This is a genomic window from Promicromonospora noduliphila (assembly GCF_056951025.1).
Genome location: NZ_CM167806.1, coordinates 4,891,414 through 4,910,526, shown reverse-complemented (window position 1 = coordinate 4,910,526; position 19,113 = coordinate 4,891,414). Strand labels below are relative to the sequence as shown.

Annotated in this window: 13 protein-coding genes; 10 read left to right on the top strand and 3 right to left on the bottom strand. The window is 73.2% G+C overall.

Annotation, left to right across the window (positions count from 1 at the left end; all coding sequences use genetic code 11):
• The first annotated feature begins 133 nt into the window (after positions 1–133).
• Positions 134–793, top strand: coding sequence for a DUF3800 domain-containing protein (locus AC0QU1_RS21475; RefSeq protein ID WP_483572307.1), 660 nt, complete (start codon positions 134–136; stop codon positions 791–793).
• Between the two features lie 132 nt (positions 794–925).
• Here the strand turns inward: AC0QU1_RS21475 and AC0QU1_RS21470 are convergent, their stop codons facing one another.
• Positions 926–2,638 carry an FAD-binding dehydrogenase gene (locus AC0QU1_RS21470; RefSeq protein ID WP_483572305.1) on the bottom strand — a complete coding sequence of 571 codons (1,713 nt, stop codon included), beginning with the start codon at positions 2,636–2,638 and terminating at the stop codon, positions 926–928.
• A 68-nt stretch (positions 2,639–2,706) separates the two neighbouring features.
• The gene (gene glgX / locus AC0QU1_RS21465; protein WP_483572304.1) at positions 2,707–5,046 is read right to left on the bottom strand and encodes a glycogen debranching protein GlgX; all 2,340 of its coding nucleotides are present in this window, start codon (positions 5,044–5,046) and stop codon (positions 2,707–2,709) included.
• Between the two features lie 100 nt (positions 5,047–5,146).
• Between glgX and AC0QU1_RS21460 the strand changes: the two genes are divergently transcribed.
• The 7 genes from AC0QU1_RS21460 (at position 5,147) to AC0QU1_RS21430 (ending at position 14,382) form a co-directional block, all read left to right on the top strand.
• Positions 5,147–5,959, top strand: coding sequence for an electron transfer flavoprotein subunit beta/FixA family protein (locus AC0QU1_RS21460; protein ID WP_483572302.1), 813 nt, complete (start codon positions 5,147–5,149; stop codon positions 5,957–5,959).
• Positions 5,960–5,977: 18 nt separating this feature from the next.
• Positions 5,978–6,955 (top strand): electron transfer flavoprotein subunit alpha/FixB family protein, encoded by a 978-nt coding sequence (locus AC0QU1_RS21455; protein ID WP_483572300.1) that lies wholly within the window; start codon positions 5,978–5,980, stop codon positions 6,953–6,955.
• Positions 6,956–7,127: 172 nt separating this feature from the next.
• The gene (locus AC0QU1_RS21450) at positions 7,128–8,255 is read left to right on the top strand and encodes a ThiF family adenylyltransferase (RefSeq protein ID WP_483572298.1); all 1,128 of its coding nucleotides are present in this window, start codon (positions 7,128–7,130) and stop codon (positions 8,253–8,255) included.
• Positions 8,256–8,393: 138 nt separating this feature from the next.
• Entirely contained in the window at positions 8,394–10,553 is a 2,160-nt protein-coding gene (locus AC0QU1_RS21445; RefSeq protein ID WP_483572296.1) for a PhoX family protein, read from the top strand.
• 181 nt (positions 10,554–10,734) lie between these two features.
• Entirely contained in the window at positions 10,735–12,021 is a 1,287-nt protein-coding gene (locus AC0QU1_RS21440; protein ID WP_483572294.1) for a cysteine desulfurase family protein, read from the top strand.
• On the top strand, positions 12,018–13,202 hold the full coding sequence (gene mnmA / locus AC0QU1_RS21435) for a tRNA 2-thiouridine(34) synthase MnmA (RefSeq protein ID WP_483572293.1): 1,185 nt from the start codon (positions 12,018–12,020) through the stop codon (positions 13,200–13,202). The genes AC0QU1_RS21440 and mnmA overlap by 4 nt, the downstream gene beginning before the upstream one ends.
• 142 nt (positions 13,203–13,344) lie before the next feature.
• On the top strand, positions 13,345–14,382 hold the full coding sequence (locus tag AC0QU1_RS21430; RefSeq protein WP_483572291.1) for a uroporphyrinogen decarboxylase/cobalamine-independent methonine synthase family protein: 1,038 nt from the start codon (positions 13,345–13,347) through the stop codon (positions 14,380–14,382).
• 83 nt (positions 14,383–14,465) lie between these two features.
• On the opposite strand, the gene AC0QU1_RS21425 is transcribed toward AC0QU1_RS21430, so the two are convergent.
• On the bottom strand, positions 14,466–16,694 hold the full coding sequence (locus AC0QU1_RS21425) for a prolyl oligopeptidase family serine peptidase (protein WP_483572289.1): 2,229 nt from the start codon (positions 16,692–16,694) through the stop codon (positions 14,466–14,468).
• A 323-nt stretch (positions 16,695–17,017) separates the two neighbouring features.
• Between AC0QU1_RS21425 and AC0QU1_RS21420 the strand changes: the two genes are divergently transcribed.
• Together AC0QU1_RS21420 and AC0QU1_RS21415 are read left to right on the top strand one after the other, a co-directional pair.
• Positions 17,018–18,697 (top strand): ATP-binding protein, encoded by a 1,680-nt coding sequence (locus tag AC0QU1_RS21420; protein WP_483572288.1) that lies wholly within the window; start codon positions 17,018–17,020, stop codon positions 18,695–18,697.
• A gap of 17 nt (positions 18,698–18,714) precedes the next feature.
• A complete protein-coding gene (locus AC0QU1_RS21415; RefSeq protein WP_483572287.1) occupies positions 18,715–19,107 on the top strand; it encodes a roadblock/LC7 domain-containing protein in 393 nt (130 codons plus the stop codon).
• Positions 19,108–19,113: the final 6 nt, after the last annotated feature.

Genomic DNA, 19,113 nt, shown 5'->3' with positions numbered 1-19,113 from the left:
AGTGGTATCTAGCGTTGCGTATGTGCAACAAACGACATGAAAAGATGCGGAACTTGTCGTTGCAGGCGAACCTTCGTCAATGCAGAGTTCTTCTCCGGAGCCAGGGAGGCCACCGCAGGATGCGCACCGCCGCGTGTACCTCTTCTCGGACGAGAGCGGAGATCTGCAGTTCCAGGCGCATCCCCAGGTGACGAGGTACTTCGCCGTCGGCACTCTGTTCGTTGACGAGGTGGGGCTTCGAGCCCTCCGGACCTCGCTCAGCGACCTGCGTGATGAGCTGGCGTGGCGCAGTCACGGCCTGGACTCCGCGTTCCACGCGTCCGAGGACTCGCAGTATGTGCGCGACGCAGTGTTCGAAGCACTCGGCGCGGTCGACTTCCGCATCGACGTGACCCTGCTGGAGAAGCGGAAGGCGGACCCCTCCACGTACACAACTGCGCCGACGTTCTTCAACTATGCCTGGAACGGCCCCCTGAGCGGGCTCGCCGCCGAGGTTCTCAAGCCGTCGGATCAGTTGATGGTCGTGGCGGCCGCGCTCGGCACCCGTAAGGAACGACAGGCGTTCCGATCTGCGATCAACACGGCGATGAACGAGTGCGTGCCGTACAAGGTCAAGCGGATGCTTGCGTTCTGGCGAGACGAGAGTGACTTCGCGCTCCAGGCCGTGGACTACTGCACCTGGGCGGTGACGAGGCTCTGGGAGCGCGGTGACGCGCGTTCCTACGAGCTGATCCAGAACAAGATCTGCAGTGAGGTCCACGCTTTCGCGGGAGTCGGCGTTGCGCACTATTGACCCCGGACACAGCGACGCCCCAGACAACTAGACGGTTGTGCCGCCGAGCCCAGGGGCTCTTTCGTCATCTGGGGTCACTGTGTAGGTCAAGGATAGCCTCCTGTCGCTGAGGCACGCCACTCCAGCGTCGCACTACAACGCCTCCGCCAGCGCCCGTCCCGTAGTCCGGCCGGTGAAGAGGCAGCCGCCCAGGAACGTGCCCTCCAGCGCGCGGTGGCCGTGCACCCCGCCGCCGCCGAAGCCGGCGGCCTCGCCGACGGCCCACAGGCCCTCCAGCACCTGGCCGGACGGGGTCAGCGCGCGGCCCTGCTCGTCGCACCACAGGCCGCCCAGCGTCTTGCGGGTCAGCACCGACAGGCGGACGGCGAGCAGCGGCCCGTCCTTCGGGTCGGTGAGGGCGCGCGGCGGGGAGACGCGGATCGCCTTGTCCACGATGAAGTGGCGCGCGGCCGACGTCGCCACGACCTGCGGGTCCTTGCCCAGACCAGTGGCTACCTGCGCGTCCCGGGCCGCGATGAGCGCGGCCAGCGCATCGCCGTCCACATGCCCGCGAGACCCGTCCGTGGCATCGGTGAGCGCGTTCATCTTCGCCGCGAGCTCGGCGGGCGTGTCCGCCCAGAGGAACTCCTCCGACCGCTCCGCGAAGGTGCGCACCGGCACCGACCGCCCGCGCACGCGCTCCACGAGCAGCGGGACGGACTTGCCGGTCAGGTCGGGGTTCTGCTCGGAGCCCGACAGCGCGAACTCCTTCTCCATGATCGTCTTGTTCAGCACGAACCAGGAGTGGTCGTCGCCGCGCGTGGTGACGTGCCGCAGCGCGCCGAGCGCGTCGAAGCCGGGGAACAGCGGGCCGGGCAGGCGGCCGCCGTCGGCGTCGAGCCACAGGGACGACGGGCCGGGCAGGATCCGGATGCCGTGCCTGGACCAGACGGGGGAGTGGTTGGCGATGCCCTCGGGGTAGTGCCACATGCGGTCCTCGTGCACGAGCGCGGCGCCCGACGCGGCGGCGACCCCGAGCATGAGCCCGTCCGTCGAGTCCGGCACGCCCGACAGCATCCGCGCCGGGAGACGCCCGGCGTCGGCGGACCAGTGGGCACGGGCCAGCTCGTGGTTCGCGCCGATGCCCCCGCTCGCGACGACCACGGCCTGGGCCGACAGCTCGACCTCGCCGGTCACCGTGCGGTTCGAGGGCTCGCCGCGCGCAGCGCCGTCGTCGGCCAGGACCTGGGCGCGGACGCCGGTGACGGCGCCGTCCGTGACGACGAGGGACGTGACCCGGTGCCGCAAGCGCAGGTCGAGCAGGCCGGCCCGGTTGGCCTCGTGCGCCGCGGTGACGAACGGCTCGACGACGGCGGGGCCGGTGCCCCACGTGACGTGGAACCGGGGCACCGAGTTGCCGTGCCCGCCGGCCGGGTAGCCGCCGCGCTCCGCCCACTGCACCAGCGGGAACCAGCGCACACCCTTGGCGCGCAGCCACGGGCGCATCTCACCCGCGGCGAACTCGACGAATCCCTTGGCCCACCGGTACCCGAAGCGGTCCGGTCCCTCGCCGCGCTCGGCCCCGGGCGAGAACTGGGCGGAGCCGAGCCAGTCGGCGAACGCGAGGTCGAACGAGTCCCGGACCTTGAGGCGGCGCTGCTCGGGGGAGTCCACGAGGAACAGCCCGCCGAACGACCACCAGGCCTGTCCGCCCAGCGACGCGGCGGGCTCCTGGTCGAGCAGGACCACCCGCTTGCCCGCCGCCGTCAGCTCGGTCGCCGTGACGAGCCCGGAGAGCCCTGCGCCGATGACGATGACGTCCGTGTCGACCGCGGCAACCTCGTTGTTGTGGACGGAGTCAGTCATGTGCGCACTTTAACCAGGACATACCTCCCATGGGGTCGTGCGGGAGGTATTCGCGGGGTGAAGGTGGGTCACTCGCCCGCCGAGAGCAGCACCTGGACGCTCAGCGCGTCCAGGGTCACCGACGTCCTGGGACCCTTCTCGTCGGGCGGCACCTCCGGCGCGTCCCACGCCGAGTCCCACACCAGCTCCCACGGCGCGCTGGCCGGCCGGGTCTGCGGCAGCGTCATCGTGGCGTCGGCCAGGCCGCCGTTGAGCACGAGCAGGACGTCGGCGTCGCCGACGGCGGGCCCGGGCCGCAGCATCTGCAGCAGGCGCCGGCCGGGCTCGTTCCAGGTCGCCGGCTCCATCGGCTCGCCCTTCTCGGAGTACCAGAGCAGGTCCGGGTCCGACTCGTGCGGCCGGGGCGAGCCCAGGTAGAAGGAGTCGGCGCGCAGCGCAGGATGCTCGCGCCGCAGGCGCAGGAGGTACCGCGTGGTCGCCAGCAGGTCGGCGCCCGCCTGGTCCACCGCCCACCGCACCCACGACGTCTCGTTGTCCTGGACGTACGCGTTGTTGTTGCCGCCCTGGGTGCGGCCCAGCTCGTCGCCCGCCGTGAGCATGGGCGTGCCCGCCGAGAGCAGCAGCATCGCCAGCAGGTTGCGCTGCGACCGGCGCCGCGGCGGCACGATCGCCTGCCAGGGCTCGGTGGTGGCGTCGTCGCCCGACGGCGTGTGGCCCTCGATGCCGTGGTTCCACGACAGGTTGTTGTCCGACCCGTCGCGGTTGTCCTCGCGATTGGCCTCGTTGTGCTTGTGGTCGTAGGCCACCAGGTCGGCGAGCGTGAAGCCGTCGTGCGCCGTCACGTAGTTGACCGACGCGACGGGCCCGCGGACCAGCGGCGGGTCGCCCGGCCCGAACAGGTCGGCGCTCCCGGCCAGGCGCGTGGCCAGGTCGCGCAGCCCCCGCATCTCCTCGCCCCGCGCGCCCTGCTTGGGCGCGTTCAGCCAGAACCCGCGCGCGGCGTCGCGGAACCGGTCGTTCCACTCCGCCATGGGCGGCGGGAACGACCCGGTCTGCCAGCCGCCGGGCCCCACGTCCCACGGCTCGGCCACCAGCTTGAGGCCGGACAGCACCGGATCCGTCTGCAGCGCCACCAGGAACGGGTGGTCCGGGTCGAAGCCGACGGTGCCGCGGCCCAGCGTCACCGCCAGGTCGAACCGGTACCCGTCCACGCCGACCGTCTCGGCCCAGTAGCGCAGCGAGTCCAGCGCCAGCTGGATCACGCGCGGCCGCCGGAAGTCCAGCGAGTTGCCCGTGCCAGTGACGTCCGCGAGGGCGGCGGGCGACGCGCCGTCGTGCAGGTAGTAGACCGGGTTGTCGAGGCCGCGCCAGGCCAGGTGCAGCCCGTCGTCGCCGCCCTCGCAGGTGTGGTTGTAGACCACGTCGAGCAGCACCTCGATTCCCGCCTCGTGCAGCAGGTGCACCATGCCGCGCACCTCGTCGAGCACGGCCTCGGCGCCCTGCTCCTGCGCCGCCCGCGTCGCGTAGGCGGCGTTGGGTGCGAAGAAGCCGAGCGTGTTGTAGCCCCAGTAGTTCGGCAGACCCTGGGCGGCCAGGCGGGGCTCGGCCACGCTCTTGTGGATCGGCAGCAGCTCCAGCGTGGTCACGCCGAGGCTCTTCAGGTGCTCGACGACGGCCGGGTGCGCCGCCCCCGCGTACGTGCCGCGCAGCTCGGCCGGCACGTCCTCGCGGAGCATCGTCAGGCCACGCACGTGCGCCTCGTAGATCACGGTCTCGGCCCAGGGCACGCGCGGCCGCGTCAGGGGAGGGGGCGGCGGCAGCTCGCCGACGACGACGGAGTGCGGCACGTACGCCAGCGAGTCGCTCTCGTCCGCCGGACCGTACGGGTCGCCGCGCCACCAGCCGTCCGCGTGCTGGGTGCTCACGGAGCCCACCACCTCCGGCCCGTACCGCAGCCGGCCGGCGAACCCGCGGGCGTACGGGTCGGCGAGCAGCTTGGCCGGGTTGTGCCGCATCCCGGCGCGCGGGTCCCACGGCCCGTACACCCGGAAGCCGTAGCGCTGGCCCGGCGCGACGTCGGGGACGTGCGTGTGCCAGACGCCGTACACCGGGCCCACCATCTCGAACCGCCGCTCGGTGTACCGGTTCGGGTCGTGCTCGTTCAGGGCGGGGTCCGTCACGTCGATGAGGCACAGGTCGACGGCAGTCGCGTGAGAGGCGAGGACGGCGGCGTCGACCCCGCCGTCGGGCGTGACGTACACGCCGAGCGGCGGGACGTGGCTGCGGCGGGCCGTGGGCCGGATGAGCGGCCGGACGACGGGCCGCGGCACCGGGTCGCCCGGCGCCCGCTGCGGCTCCGCCAGTGGTGCCAGCGCTCGTGGTGCTTCCGCTCGCGATGAGTCGACCATGCCCCCATCGTCGCAGGCGGGCGGACCGTGGTCCCACCGTCACAGCCGGGCCTGTGGACAAGATCCGTCCCACTCCGCCGGACGTCGTACCGTTGACCCCATGCGCATCGTCGTCACCGCCAAGTACGTCCCGGACATCAACACCGCACGCGGTTTCGCCGACGGTCGGGTCCTGCGCAACGCCGACGACGGCACCCTCAACGAGCTGGACGAGAACGCCATCGAGGCCGCCCTCCGGCTGGTCGAGGCCGAGCGGGAGTCCGGCCGCCTCGGGCCGTCCGAGGGCGAGGTGGTCGTGGTCACCATGGCCGGCCCCGACGGCGACCTCGCGCTCCGCAAGGCGTTCCAGCTCGGCGTGGACCGCGGCATCCGCGTGTCCGACGACGCCCTGGCCGGCTCCGACTACTTCGGCACCGCCGCGGTGCTCGCCGCGGCCGTGCGCAAGCTCGGCGAGGAGGCGCCGGTGGACCTCGTGGTGACCGGCATGGCCGCCCTCGACGGCCTGGGCTCCGTGGTCCCGACCCTGCTCGGTGCCGAGCTCGGCCTGCCCACCCTGAACCTCGCCAAGAAGGTCGAGCTGGCCGACGGCGTGCTCACGATCACCCGCGAGATCGACGACGTCACCGAGCGGCTGTCCGCGCCGCTGCCCGCCGTCCTGTCCGTGACCGACGCGGCCAACCAGCCCAGGTTCCCCGGCTTCAAGCTCATCATGGCGGCGCGCAGCAAGGAGATCGAGGTGTGGTCCCCGGCCGACCTCGGGCTCGACCCCGCCGTGGCGGGCGGCGCGGGTGCCCGCACCGAGGTGCTGTCGGCGGCCCCGCGCCCGGAGCGCGCCGAGCCCGTGATCGTCACCGACAAGGGCGAGGGCGGCGTGGCGCTGGCTGACTTCCTGATCCGCAACGACCTGGTCTGATCGGCCGGAGGAGACCTGATGACCAACCGCACAGTCCTGGTCCTGCTCGACCCCGCGACCGAGGTCCGCACCAGCGTGCTCGAGCTGCTCACCATCGCCCGCGGCCTCGGCCGGGTCGAGGCGGTCGCCCTGGAGGCGCCCACCGTCGAGGTGCTCGCGCAGCTCGGCGCCTACGGCGTGGAGACCGTGCACCAGGCCGAGCTCGCCCGCGACGGCGCCTGCGTGAGCGGTGACGAGGTGCACCTGCCCGCCGTCGTCGCCGCCGGGCTGGCCGCCGCCGTGCGGCTCACCGACGCCGACCTCGTGCTGCTGCCCACGTCGTTCGCCGCGAAGGAGGCGGCGGCGCTCACGGCCTATTCGCTCGGGGCTGGTCTCGTCATCGACGCCGCCTCGGTGCGCGAGCAGGACGGCCGGGTCGTGGCAGGCAAGCGGGTCTTCGCCGGCTCGTGGGACACCGAGTGCACGGTGACCACCGACGTCGCCGTGGTCACCGTCCGGGCCAACTCAGCGGTCGCGCAGCCCGCGCCCGCCGCCGTCGAGCCGGTGACGGAGGGCTTCGCCGTCGAGGTGGCGCCGTCCGCGGTGTCGCTCGTGTCGCGGGAGGTCAAGGCGGACACGAGCGGGCGTCCGCCGCTGGACCAGGCAGCGGTCGTCGTGGCGGGCGGGCGGGGCACCGATGGCGACTTCGGCCCCGTCGAGGACCTCGCGGACGCGCTCGGCGCCGCCGTCGGCGCGTCGCGTGACGCCGCGTTCGAAGGCTGGTGGGACACCTACGTGGGGCAGACCGGTGTCACGGTCGCCCCGCGCGTCTACATCGGCGCCGGCATCTCGGGCGCCCCGCACCACCGCGGGGGCATGCAGGCCTCGCAGGTGATCGTCGCGGTGAACAGCGACCCGGAGGCGCCGATCTTCGAGATCTGCGACTTCGCCGTCGTGGGCCAGCTCGCCGACGTCCTCCCGCAGGCCGCCGCGGAGATCCGCAAGCACAAGGGCTGACGGTGCCGGCGCACGGTGCCGGCGCACGGTGCCGGGCCGCGGTGCCGGGCCGCGGTGCCGGGCCGCGGGGTCGGTGAGGGCTGCCGGGTCGCCGGGTCTCGAAAAAGACGAGTCGCCGGCGGCCTACGATCAGGCCGCCCCGGCGTGGTGGAATGGCGTGGTGGAGCCGTTCGTGTCGCACGTCCTGACCGCCGCGCCGTCGCTCGGGCCCGCCGAGCGCCGCCGGGTCGCCCGGCACCTGCTGCTGGACGGGTTCGGTCTCGCGGCGCAGGAGCGGCTCGCGGCGTCGCGGGTCGTGGTGATCGGGGCGGGCGGCCTCGGGTCGCCGGTGCTCCAGTACCTCGCCGCGGCGGGCGTCGGCGCGCTGGGCATCGTGGACGACGACGTCGTGGATGCCTCCAACCTGCAGCGTCAGGTGCTCCACTCGGCGGACGACGTCGGGCGCGACAAGACGGCGTCGGCGGCGGAGGTGCTGCGCGGGCTGGCGCCGGAGGTCGAGGTGATCGCGCACCGGGAGCGGCTGACGCGCGGCAACGCCGTGTCGATCCTCAGTGGGTACCACCTCGTGGTCGACGGCTCGGACACGTTCGAGACGCGTTACGCGGTGTCCGCCGCGGCCGCCGACCTCGGTCTGCCCGTCGTCTGGGGCACCGTGCTGGGCTGGGACGGCCAGGTGAGCGTCTTCTGGTCGGCGGCGCCGGACGGGCGGGCGATCACCTACCCCGACGTGTTCGGCCCGCAGCCGCCGGAGGGGGAGTCGTGCGCGACGGTGGGCGTGCTGAGCCCGGCGTGCGGCGTCGTGGGCTCGACCATGGCTGTCGAGGCCGTCAAGCTGCTGAGCGGGACGGGGGACCCGGCACTTGGCCGACTGCTGGCGTACGACGCGCGCACCTCCGCCTGGGACACGATCGAGCTGGCCGCGCCGTTGCCCGACGACGACCTCGCTCCGTCGTGGGACTCCGCAGAGGACTCGAGCGCGGCGCCGCCGTCGGACACGATCGAGCTGGCCGCGCCGTCGGACGCGGGCCGCGCGGTGCCGTCGGACGTGGACCGCGCGACCCCGCCCGCTCCCGGCGTCCTGCTGCTCGACGTCGGCCTCCGCCCGGGCGCCGTGCCCGGCGCGGTGTTCGCGAAGCTGGAGGACCTCGCGGCCGGAAACCTTCCGCCCGAGCTGCTGGACCATCCGCTCGACGGCCCGGTGGTCGTCGTGTGCGAGCGCGGGCTGCGGTCGCGCGGTGCGGAGCAGCTCCTGCGGGCCGAGGGGTGGCGCGACGTCACGAGCCGCGCGATGCTCGGCTGAGCGCCGGGTGAAGTGCGCCGGGACAACCTCCTGGACACGTCCCGTTCACCTGGGCGTACCTGGCCTTTCGTGGCCGAGACACCGCCTGCTCCTAGGTTGACGACGTCCTAACCCCCCGCTCGGACCGGAGAAACTCCGATGACGATCGCCCCTGAGAACCGCCCGCTGCTGACTGTGCACACGCATGCGCGTGGCAAGCGCAGCCCTGTGACCTGTCGTCTCAAGTGCAATGACGCGTGCCTCCACCCCGCTCCCAACGAGAGCGCGAACGAGTACTTCAAGGATGTCGTGAGCTCGGTGCTGTCGCGCCGCGCGATGCTCGGCACGCTGGCGGTCGCCGCCGGCGCCGTGGTGATCGGGGCGCAGGGCGCCGGCGCGCCGTCCGCCGCTGCCGCGACCCTGCCCGAGGGGCGCTTCCCCGGCCACGGCGGCGGGCTCGCCTTCGGTGCCATCGACCCGCAGCCCGTCGACGTCGACGAGCTGGTCGTGCCGGACGGCTACACCTGGGACCCGATCATCCGCTGGGGTGACCCGATCCTCCCGGGCGCGCGCACGTTCGACCCGAACAACCAGTCGCCCGAGCAGCAGGCCAAGCAGTTCGGCTACAACTGCGACTACCTCGACATCCTCCCGATCCGGCCCGGCGAGAAGAGCCGCGGCACCCGCGGGATCCTGGTGTCGAACCTGGAGTACACCAACGCCGAGACCATGCTCCCGCCCACGGAGCGGTACTGGGACTTCGCTGCCGACGGCAGCCGCACCAAGAACGCGTACGCCCGCGCGATCGAGCGCGCCGCGCACGGCATGGCCGTCGTCGAGGTGCGGCGCCGCTCCACGGGCAAGCCGTGGGACTACCAGCGGATCAGCTACCTGAACCGTCGTATTCACCTGGGCACCGAGTTCGTGCTCGACGGCCCGGCCGCCGGATCCGACCTCCTCAAGACCGTCGCCGACCCGACGGGCACCCGCGTGTTCGGCACCATGAACAACTGCGCGGGCGGCACCACGCCGTGGGGCACCGTGCTGTCGGGCGAGGAGAACTTCAACGGCTACTTCGTGGCCGCCGGCGCCAACCCGACCGCCGACGCCCGCTACGGCATCGGCAGCACCACCAGCTACGGCTGGGAGAAGGACGAGCCGCGGTTCGCCCAGTCCGAGGGCTACGAGAACGAGGCCAACCGGTTCGGCTGGATCGTCGAGCTCGACCCGTACGACCCGCACGCCAAGCCCGTCAAGCACACCGCGATGGGCCGGTTCAAGCACGAGGGCGCGAACGTCACGCTGTCCCGCCGCGGCCACGCCGTCGCGTACATGGGCGACGACCAGGCGTTCGACTACATCTACAAGTTCGTCTCCAAGGAGCGCGTGGCCAAGGGCGACTCGCACTGGGCCCGCGCCCACAACAAGACGCTCCTGTCCGAGGGCGACCTGTTCGTCGCGAAGTTCACCGGCGACTCGCCGGCCGCCGAGATCGACGGCTCCGGCGCGGTCCCGTCCGACGGCGCCTTCGACGGCACCGGCGAGTGGCTCCCGCTCGTGCTCGACGGCGAGAGCCAGGTGGCCGGGATGTCCGTCGAGGAGGTGCTGGTCTACACGCGCCTGGCCGCGGACAAGGTCGGCGCCACCAAGATGGACCGCCCGGAGGACGTGGAGATCAGCCCCGTCACCGGCCGCATCTACGTCGCGTGCACGAACAACTCCGGCCGCACCCCGACCAACACGGTCGAGGGCGCAACGGAGCCCAACCCGCGCACCCGCAAGGTCGTGGGCGGCGTCACCACCAACGGCAACCGGGACGGCCACGTGGTCGAGATCATCCCGTCCGGCGACCAGACCTCCACCCGGTTCACGTGGAACCTGCTGCTGGTGGCGGGCGACCCCGCCGTCGAGGGCACGTACTTCTCGGGCTACCCCAAGGACCGGGTCTCGCCGATCTCGTGCCCGGACAACCTCGCGTTCGACGCCGAGGGCAACCTCTGGATCTCGACCGACGGCGCCCCGAGCTCGTCCGCCATCGCCAAGTGCGACGGGCTGTTCAAGGTGCCCGTCGCCGGGCGCGAGCGCGGCCACGTCCAGCAGTTCCTCTCGGTGCCCGCCGGCGCCGAGACCTGCGGCCCGCTGGTCGACTCGCGCGACGGCATGGTCTACGTGAACGTGCAGCACCCGGGCGAGGACGGCTCGTTCGCCGCGCCGCAGTCCTACTTCCCGGACTACGTCCCCGCGGGCACCACCCCGGAGGCGGGCGACTTCAGCGGCCCCCGCCCGACGGTGGTCCAGGTCTACCGCACCCGCCGCTGATTTGGGATCCGGCTAAGGCCGACGTGGTCGGCAAAAAGTCAGGTGATCGGCAGTCCAAGCTGCCGATCACCTGACTTTTTGCCGACCACCTCGATCGAGCGTCACATCTCCGGGATGCTATTGGAGGGTTCGGGCGTTCGTAGACTTGATGACCGTGATCAATTCCCCTGAGCCTGTGCGTATGGCCCTGACGGCCAGCGGCGCGCACGGTGAGGCGTCCCGCGAGCCGGACGGCGCCTATCTCGACCACGCCGCGACCACGCCCATGTCGGCAGCGGCGCTCGCGGCGTTCGTCGCCGAGGCGCAGCGCACCGGCAACGCGTCGTCGCTGCACTCCGCGGGCCGGACGTCGCGGCGGGCCGTCGAGGAGGCACGCGAGACGCTCGCGCAGGCGCTGGGCGCCCGGCCCAGCGAGGTCATCTTCACGTCCGGCGGCACCGAGGCGGACAACCTGGCGATCAAGGGCATCTTCTGGGGACGCCGCGCGCAGGACACGCGCCGCACCCGGATCCTGGTCTCCGCCGTCGAGCACCACGCCGTGCTCGACCCCGCGTTCTGGCTCGCCGGGCACGCCGGCGCCGAGATCGTGCTGCTGCCCGTCGACGCCGACGGCCGGCTCCAGCTCGACGCCCTGCGCGCAGAGCTCGCCGCCCACGCCGCCGAGACGGCGCTGATCAGCGTGATGTGGGCCAACAACGAGGTCGGCACCATCCAGCCCGTGCGCGACGTCGTGCGCGCCGCGCGCCCGTACGGCATCCCCGTGCACACCGACGCCGTGCAGGCCGTCGGCCAGACCGCCGTGGACTTCGCCGAGTCCGGCGTCGACGCCATGACCGTCACCGGCCACAAGCTCGGCGGCCCCGTCGGCGTCGGCGCCCTGCTGGCCAAGCGCGACCTGGCGCTCGACGCCGTGCTGCACGGCGGCGGCCAGGAGCGCGGGGTGCGGTCCGGGACGCTCGACGTCGCCTCGATAGCGGCCTTCGGTGTCGCGGCGCGCCACGCCGTCGACTGCCTGCCCGACCGCGCCGCACGCCTGGCCGCCCTGCGCGACGACCTGGTCGCCCGGGTGCGCGCCGTCGCGCCGTCGGCGGTGCTGCGGGGCCCCGACCCGACGTCCCGCACGACGAACGACCCCGACCCCTCGGGGGAGCCGGCCGACCGCCTGCCCGGCAACGCGCACTTCACCTTCCCCGGCGCCGAGGGCGACTCCCTGCTCTACCTGCTCGACTCGGCCGGTGTGCAGGCCTCCACCGGGTCGGCGTGCCAGGCGGGCGTGCCGCAGCCGTCGCACGTGCTGCTCGCGATGGGTGTGCCGGAGGCCGAGGCCCGGGGCGCCCTGCGCTTCACGCTCGGGGCGACGTCCACCGAGTCCGACGTCGACCGGCTGGTGGACGCGCTGCCACAGGTCGTGGCCCGCGCCCAGGCGGCGGGCCTGGTGTCGGGACGCGCGATCGGAGGCGGGGCATGAGGGTGCTGGCCGCCATGTCCGGCGGCGTGGACTCCGCGGTCGCGGCGGCGCTCGCGGTCGAGGCGGGGCACGACGTCGTCGGCGTGCACATGGCGCTGTCCCGGAACCGGGACCAGTTCCGCACGGGTTCGCGCGGCTGCTGCTCCATCGAGGACGCCGGCGACGCACGCCGGGCCGCCGACGTGCTCGGCATCCCCTACTACGTGTGGGACCTGTCCGAGCGGTTCGAGGACACCGTCGTGGCCGACTTCCTCTCGGAGTACGAGGCCGGCCGCACCCCCAACCCGTGCGTGCGCTGCAACGAGCACATCAAGTTCGAGGCGCTGCTCGACAAGGCGACCGCCCTCGGGTTCGACGCCGTCGCGACGGGCCACTACGCGCGGATCGTCACCCGGGAGGTCGCGTCCGACGGCCCCGGCGACGGCGCGGGGCAGGGCGCCACCGGGCAGCATGGCCCGCGCGTCGTGCGCGAGCTGCACCGTTCGCCGAACGACGCCAAGGACCAGTCGTACGTGCTGGCCGTGGCCGGCCCCGAGCGGCTCGCGCGCGCGATGTTCCCGCTGGGCGGCTTCGCGTCCAAGGACGAGGTGCGGGCCGAGGCCGCGCGGCGCGGCCTGTCCGTGTCCGCCAAGCCCGACTCCTACGACATCTGCTTCGTGGCCGACGGCGACACCCGCGGCTTCCTGCGGTCCCGCCTGGGCTCCCGCCCGGGAGCGGTGGTGGACGTCGACGGCGCGGTGGTGGGCGAGCACGACGGCGCCTACGCGTTCACCGTGGGCCAGCGCAAGGGCCTCGGCCTGGGCCGCCCGGCCGCCGACGGCAGGGCGCGGTACGTCGTGGACGTGCAGCCCACCACGAACACCGTGGTCGTGGGCCCGGCCGAGCTGCTGACCGTGGACCGGATCGCGGGGGAGAAGGCCCTGTGGTTCGACGGCGTACTGGCCGAGCACCCGGCGGAGCAGTGGTTCGACGCCGAGGTGCAGGTCCGCGCCCACGGGGCTCCCGTGGCCGCGCGGGTCCGCGCGGTGACCGCCGACGGGACCCCGGCGATGGAGATCGAACTGACCGGCACGCCCCTGCGCGGGGTCGCGGCGGGCCAGTCGGTAGTGGTGTACCGCGGCACCCGGGTGCTGGGTCAGGCGACCGTGTCTCGTGCCTGGCGCGCGGCCGCCGCGAGGTAGCGGGCCGGTCGCCGCCCGGGGCGTACCGCGCCCGGCGTCGAGTCCGGGAGAATCAGCACCACAGCGGGACGGCGACGCGGCAGCGCGACCCGGCCGCGGCTCGGCGTCGGACGATGCGGGACCCCCAGAACGAGGAGAGCTGATGGCGGCAGTGAGCGGGCACGGGCCGTGGCCCGGCGGCGAGCGCGACGTGCTGGAGGCGCAGCAGACGGCGCTCGGCGAGCTGGCCGAGCTGCCGACCGGCGTCGACGCCGTGCCGTTCCTGACGCAGCTCACCCAGCGCGGCCCGGGCGCCGACATCCTGGGCCGGACGGCGTCCCGGCTCACCGAGATGCCGATCGAGCTGGGCCCCCACGGCTGGAAGCTGACCGACCGGCCCGGCGCCGACGCGCGGCGGGCGGAGGCGTTCTGGCGCGAGGACCTCGGTGTGCTCGCGATCGCGGCGCACGGCCACGCGGGCCCGCTCGCCGTCGAGCTGCTGGGGCCCTGGACGCTGGCGGCCCAGCTCTGGTCGGCCCGCGGGGACCGCGTCCTCGCCGACGACGGCGCCCGCGCCGACCTGGCCCTGGCCCTCGCCGACGGCCTGCGCACGCTGGTGTCAGAGCTCACCGCCCAGGTGCCCGGCGCCGAGGTGACCGTGCAGCTCGCGGAGCCCCTGCTCGGCCAGGTGCACGCCGGTGTGCTGCCGACGTTCTCGGGCTACTCGCGGCTCCGCGCCGTCGCGGGGCCGGAGATCGTCGGCGGGCTGGAGCCGGTGCTCGCGGCGGTCCGGGACGCCGGCGCGCGGTCGGTCGTGCACCTCGGGGGCACGTGGGTGGGCGTGCCGCCCGTCGTCCTCGCCGGCGCCGATGCGCTGGGCCTCGACCTGGCCGACGTCGGACCGGGCGGCTGGAACGAGCAGGCCTGGGAGCTGATCGCCCGCGCCGTCGAGCGCGGCACGACGCTGTGGGCGGGGCTGCCGCCGGCGCAGGTCTCGCAGTGTGCGGGACCTGCGCTCGGCGAGCTCGCCGACGTCGTCGGGCGGCCGTGGCGGCGGATCGGCCTGCCCGCCGCGCAGCTCGCCGACGTGACGCTGCTGGCGGCGCCGCGCCGGGCGCTCGGCTCGACGGACGCCCACCGCGCGGAACTGGCCAACCTGGGCCGCGTGGCAGAGGCCCTCGCGGAGAAGGCGGAGGCCTGACCAGCCTCCCCTTCGAGTCCGAGGTTTCTTCGCTGTGGGACCCTCCACAGCGATGAAACCTCGGACTCAAAGCGGAAGGTCCGCTACCGCGCCGTCTCCGTCAGGCGGTTCCAGAGGAACGTCCAGTGGGTGGCCGCCATGTACGCCGCCTGCTTGTTGTCCGCCGCGCCGCCGTGACCGCCCTCGATGTTCTCGTAGTAGGTCACGTCCTTGCCCGCGGCCAGCATGAGCGCCGCCATCTTGCGGGCGTGGCCGGGGTGCACGCGGTCGTCCTTTGTCGACGTCGTGAACAGCACCGGGGGGTAGTCCCGCGCGGCGTCGAACAGGTGGTACGGCGAGTACTTCTGGAGGAACTCCCACTCGTCGGTGTCCGGGTCGCCGTACTCGGCCATCCAGGACGCGCCGGCCAGCAGGTGCGAGTACCGCTTCATGTCCAGCAGCGGGACGCCCACGATGATCGCCCCGAACAGCTCCGGGTACTGCGTGAGCATGTTGCCGGCGAGCAGGCCGCCGTTGGAGCGGCCCTCCATGCCGAGCCGCGCGGGGACGGTGATCCCCCGGGCGACCAGGTCCCGCGCGACGGCCGCGAAGTCCTCGTACGCGCGGTGCCGGTGCTCCTTCAGCGCGGCCTGGTGCCAGGCCGGCCCGTACTCGCCGCCGCCCCGGATGTTCGCGACGGCGTACACCCCGCCGCGGTCCAGCCACGCGCGCCCGATCGTGCCCGAGTACCCGGGCAGGATCGCGTGCTCGAACCCGCCGTAGCCCCACAGCAGCGTGGGCGCAGGACCGTTCTGGCCGGAGAGCAGCTCCGACCGGCCGACGACGAAGTACGGGACGCGCGTGCCGTCGTCCGATTCCGTGAACTGCTGGCGGACCTCCAGACCTGCCGTCTCGAAGTAGGACGGCGCCGACTTGAGCACCTCGGGCGCTCCCGGCTCCGTACCTGGTCCGTCGACGACGGCGCGTGCCAGCGTCGACGGCGTCAGGTACCCGGTGGTGACCACCCACACGTCGTCGGAGTCGACGACGTCCACCGCGCCGACGCCGACCGTGAGCAGCTCGCCGCCTACGGGCAGCTCGGAGCGGACCCACTCGCCGGCGGTCGAGCCGCCGTCGGCCGGGCCGCCGTCGGCCGGGCCGCCGTCCGCCGAGCCGTCGCCCGGCGCCGTCGGCGGCGTCAGCACGTGCAGCAGGTTCTTCACGTCGTCGAGCACGTTGAGCACGAGGTGGTTCCGGGTCCAGGTGATCCCGGCGAGCGAGGTGGTCGGCGTCGGCTCGAAGAGCACCGTCAGGTCGCGGGACCCGGCCATGAAGTCGTCGAACGGGGCGGCCAGCAGGGACCCCGCGCGGTAGGTCCGCTCGCCGAGCGTCCAGTCGTCGCGCAGCCGCACGAGCATCCACTCGCGGTGCAGGCCGACGTTCGCCGAGTCCGGCACGTCGATCTTCGTGAGGGTCTGGTCCGGCGTGCCGACGCCGGTCGCCAGGTAGGTCTCGCTGGCGTAGAACCGCAGCGCGCGGTGCACCAGGTCGCGCTCGAAGCCGGGGGTGTGCGAGCGGGACGCGCTGATGGACAGGTCCTGCTCCGCGCCCTCGTAGACGAGGGTCGCCTCGGCGAGCGGCGTGCCGCGCCGCCACCGCTTCACCTGCCGCGGGTAGCCCGACGGCGTCATGGTGCCCTCGCCGAAGTCCGTGTAGACGTAGACGGTGTCCGCGTCGATCCAGGACATGCCGCCCTTGGCTTGCGGGCGGACGAACCCGCCGTCGGCCTCGGCCACGAACTGCTTGGTGACCAGGTCGAACTCGCGCGTCACGTCGGAGTCGGAGCCGCCGGGCGACAGGTCGATCAGCGCGTGCCTGCGCGGCTCGCCCGCTGCGAGCTGCTCCGGCGTCGGGCGCAGGACGCTCGCGCCGTGCCAGACCCAGCTCTCACCCTCCTGCGCCCCGAGGGCGTCGAGGTCGAGCACCATCTCCCACTCGGGGTCGTCGGTCCGGTAGGAGTCGAGCGTGGTGCGGCGCCACAGGCCGCGCTGGTGCTCGGCGTCCTGCCAGAAGTTGTAGTAGTGCTCTCCGACCTTCGCGACGTGGGGGATCTTGTCGTCGGAGTCGAGGACCTCGCGCACCGCGCGCTCGGTCTCGGTGAAGGCAGGGCCGCCGAGGGCGGCAGCGCTGTGCGCGTTGCGCGCGCGCACCCAGTCGAGGGCCTGGTCGCCCTCGACGTCCTCGAGCCAGGCGAACGGGTCGGTCTCCGCCGGGTCGAGCGGGGTGGTCGGGAGAGCGGATCGGGGGGCGGTCTGGGTGTGCTCGGCGCTCATGGTGAGCACCCTACGCGGCCGGTCGCCGCACCCGCCGCTACCAGGGCACTTGCCGTGCACCTGAACCAAGAGTGCCCGATTTTTGCCGTTTTGAGGGCTTGCCGCGCCCCGGTCCGTTCCCGTTCCTCACTGGCACATATTTTCGCTGCTCGCACCACGGCCGTGGCCTTCCACGCCCGGGATGCCCTGTGGTAGAAACTGCAGTCCAGGGGGTTGTTCGCCCTCTTCAGCCGAGTTCGAGGAGCAGGCCGCGGCATCCGCCGTGTCCGGTCTTCCCAAACTCTGACGAGACAACTATTAGGGGGATCGGCTCGGTGAGCTCGATGTCTTCTTCTCCTCCGCCGAGCAGGCTGCGCCAGGTGGCGCCCTGGGTGTGCGTCGCCGGCGTGCTTGCCTACGTGCTCGTGGCACCTGTCCTGTTCACAGCTACCGGGGCCAGCTCCACGTGGCCCGCCTGGCTCGTCGGCATCGCCGCCGTCGGCCTGGCCATCGCGGCAGCCCTCATCGCCGCGCGGTCCTCGCGTGACGACCTCGCGGCGCACGACGACCTGGTCCTCGCCCACCGCAGGGCCGAGGAGCGCGCCGCGGCGGCCTCCGCCGCGCTCGACGCCCTGGCGAAGGAGCAGCTCCCCGCGTTCCTCGAGAGCGAGCCCGCCCCGCCGCTGCCGAACCTCCCCGGCGACGCGGGCGCGCAGGCCCGGCTCGACGAGGCGGCCGCCATGCTCGCCCGGGTGCAGGAGGAGCGCGTCGCCCGCCGCGACGCCGTGCAGGTGGCGGTGGTCGCCCTGAGCCGCAAGGTCCAGGCCGCCGCGCACCGCATCCAGGAGGAGGCGGCGCGCATGGTGCAGCGCCACCCCACTGACCCGGACATCCTGCAGACCTCCATGCGCGTCGACCACGCGGCGGCCCAGCAGGCCCGCCAGGCGCAGAGTCTCGCTGCGCTGTGCGGCGAGTGGCCGGGCCAGCAGTGGAGCGAGCCCCTCCCGCTGCCCGACGTCGTCAAGGGTGCCGCGAGCCGCATCACCGCGTTCCACCGCGTCGAGGTGTCTGGTGACCCCGGCGTCGCCGTCTCGGCCCGCATCGTCGAGCCGCTCATCCACCTCGTGGCAGAGCTGCTGTCCAACGCCACGCAGTCCTCGCCGCCCACCACCCAGGTCCTCGTGGCGCTCCGGCAGGTGCAGCGTGGTGCCGTCATCGAGATCGACGACTGCGGCGTGGGCCTCGACCTCAAGCAGCTCGAGCAGGCCCGTGACATCGCCTCCGGCAAGCGCGAGATCAGCATCACCGAGCTGGGCGAGATCCCGCAGACGGGTCTCGCCGTCGTCGGCACCTACGCGCGCCGCCACGGGTTCCGCGTGGACGTCACCGAGTCGGTGTACGGCGGCCTGCGCGCCATCGTCATGATCCCGGCAGAGCTCACAGAGGCCGTCGTGCCGACGGGGATGCTCACGCCCGCCGCCACGCTGCCGAGCGCCCACGTCCCGTCGACGGGTGTCGCCGCGCTGGCCTCCAGCCGTGCCGCCACCGCCGTCGCCGAGGCTCCGCTCCCGACCGAGCTGCCCACGGCGAAGCCTGCCGCCGACGACGAGTGGCCGGCTCCCGCCGCACCCGACGCGGCGACCGTTGTACCCGTCGAGCCGCTGAACGCGCCCGGCGACGTGGTCGACGACGAGGAGGAGACGCCTGTGGCAGGTGCCCCGGCGAAGGCCCCTGGCGAGCTGCCCTTGCGCCCTGGGTCCGCCCGCCCCGAGGACGACGAGTTCCCCGAGCCGGCTGCGCTTCCGCAGCGGCGATCACGCCGTGGAGAGGCGGACGTGCCCGACGACCGGACCAAGAAGCCCAGCCAGGAGTCCCGTACCCAGGCCTCCGGCCCCGCCCAGACGGCCGAGGAGGCCGGTGAGTGGATGGGCGCCTTCTTCAGCTCGAGCGAGGCGCGGTTCGGGGACTCACCTGACAGCAGCGAACCGTCGGCCGGAGCCGACGGAACTTCGGAGGACCGATGACAACGCAGGCCCACGGCATGACCAGCACCGACGGCAACAGCTGGATGCTCGAGCTCATCAGTGGTGTACGGGGGGTCAAGCATGTTGTGGTGCTCACCTCGGACGGGCTGATGAAGGTCCGGACGGAACAGACCGCACTGGACGTGGCCGACAAGGTTGCAGCGGCCTGCGCCGGACTTGCGGCACTCGGAATCGGAATGGCCAGGGAATTCGGGAACAGCGACACCATCCGCCAGGTGATGGTGGAGTACGACGGCGGTTTCCTCTTTGTCCGGGGGGCCGGCGACGGCTCCCGTCTCGCGGTCGTCACCGACTCGGTGATCGACCCGGCGCTGATCGCCCAGCAGATGCAGGCCCAGGTCCTCATGATCGGGGAGCGCACGCTGGGCACGGAGCGGATCTCGAGCTGATCCCGC

Bases quoted from the DNA above. Each gene is read 5' to 3' on its own strand.
- AC0QU1_RS21470 (WP_483572305.1), bottom strand. From the start codon at position 2,638: ATGACTGACTCCGTCCACAACAACGAGGTTGCCGCGGTCGACACGGAC.
- glgX (WP_483572304.1), bottom strand. From the start codon at position 5,046: ATGGTCGACTCATCGCGAGCGGAAGCACCACGAGCGCTGGCACCACTG.
- AC0QU1_RS21460 (WP_483572302.1), top strand. From the start codon at position 5,147: ATGCGCATCGTCGTCACCGCCAAGTACGTCCCGGACATCAACACCGCA.
- AC0QU1_RS21455 (WP_483572300.1), top strand. From the start codon at position 5,978: ATGACCAACCGCACAGTCCTGGTCCTGCTCGACCCCGCGACCGAGGTC.
- AC0QU1_RS21445 (WP_483572296.1), top strand. From the start codon at position 8,394: ATGACGATCGCCCCTGAGAACCGCCCGCTGCTGACTGTGCACACGCAT.
- AC0QU1_RS21440 (WP_483572294.1), top strand. From the start codon at position 10,735: ATGGCCCTGACGGCCAGCGGCGCGCACGGTGAGGCGTCCCGCGAGCCG.
- mnmA (WP_483572293.1), top strand. From the start codon at position 12,018: ATGAGGGTGCTGGCCGCCATGTCCGGCGGCGTGGACTCCGCGGTCGCG.
- AC0QU1_RS21430 (WP_483572291.1), top strand. From the start codon at position 13,345: ATGGCGGCAGTGAGCGGGCACGGGCCGTGGCCCGGCGGCGAGCGCGAC.
- AC0QU1_RS21425 (WP_483572289.1), bottom strand. From the start codon at position 16,694: ATGAGCGCCGAGCACACCCAGACCGCCCCCCGATCCGCTCTCCCGACC.
- AC0QU1_RS21420 (WP_483572288.1), top strand. From the start codon at position 17,018: ATGTCTTCTTCTCCTCCGCCGAGCAGGCTGCGCCAGGTGGCGCCCTGG.
- AC0QU1_RS21415 (WP_483572287.1), top strand. From the start codon at position 18,715: ATGACCAGCACCGACGGCAACAGCTGGATGCTCGAGCTCATCAGTGGT.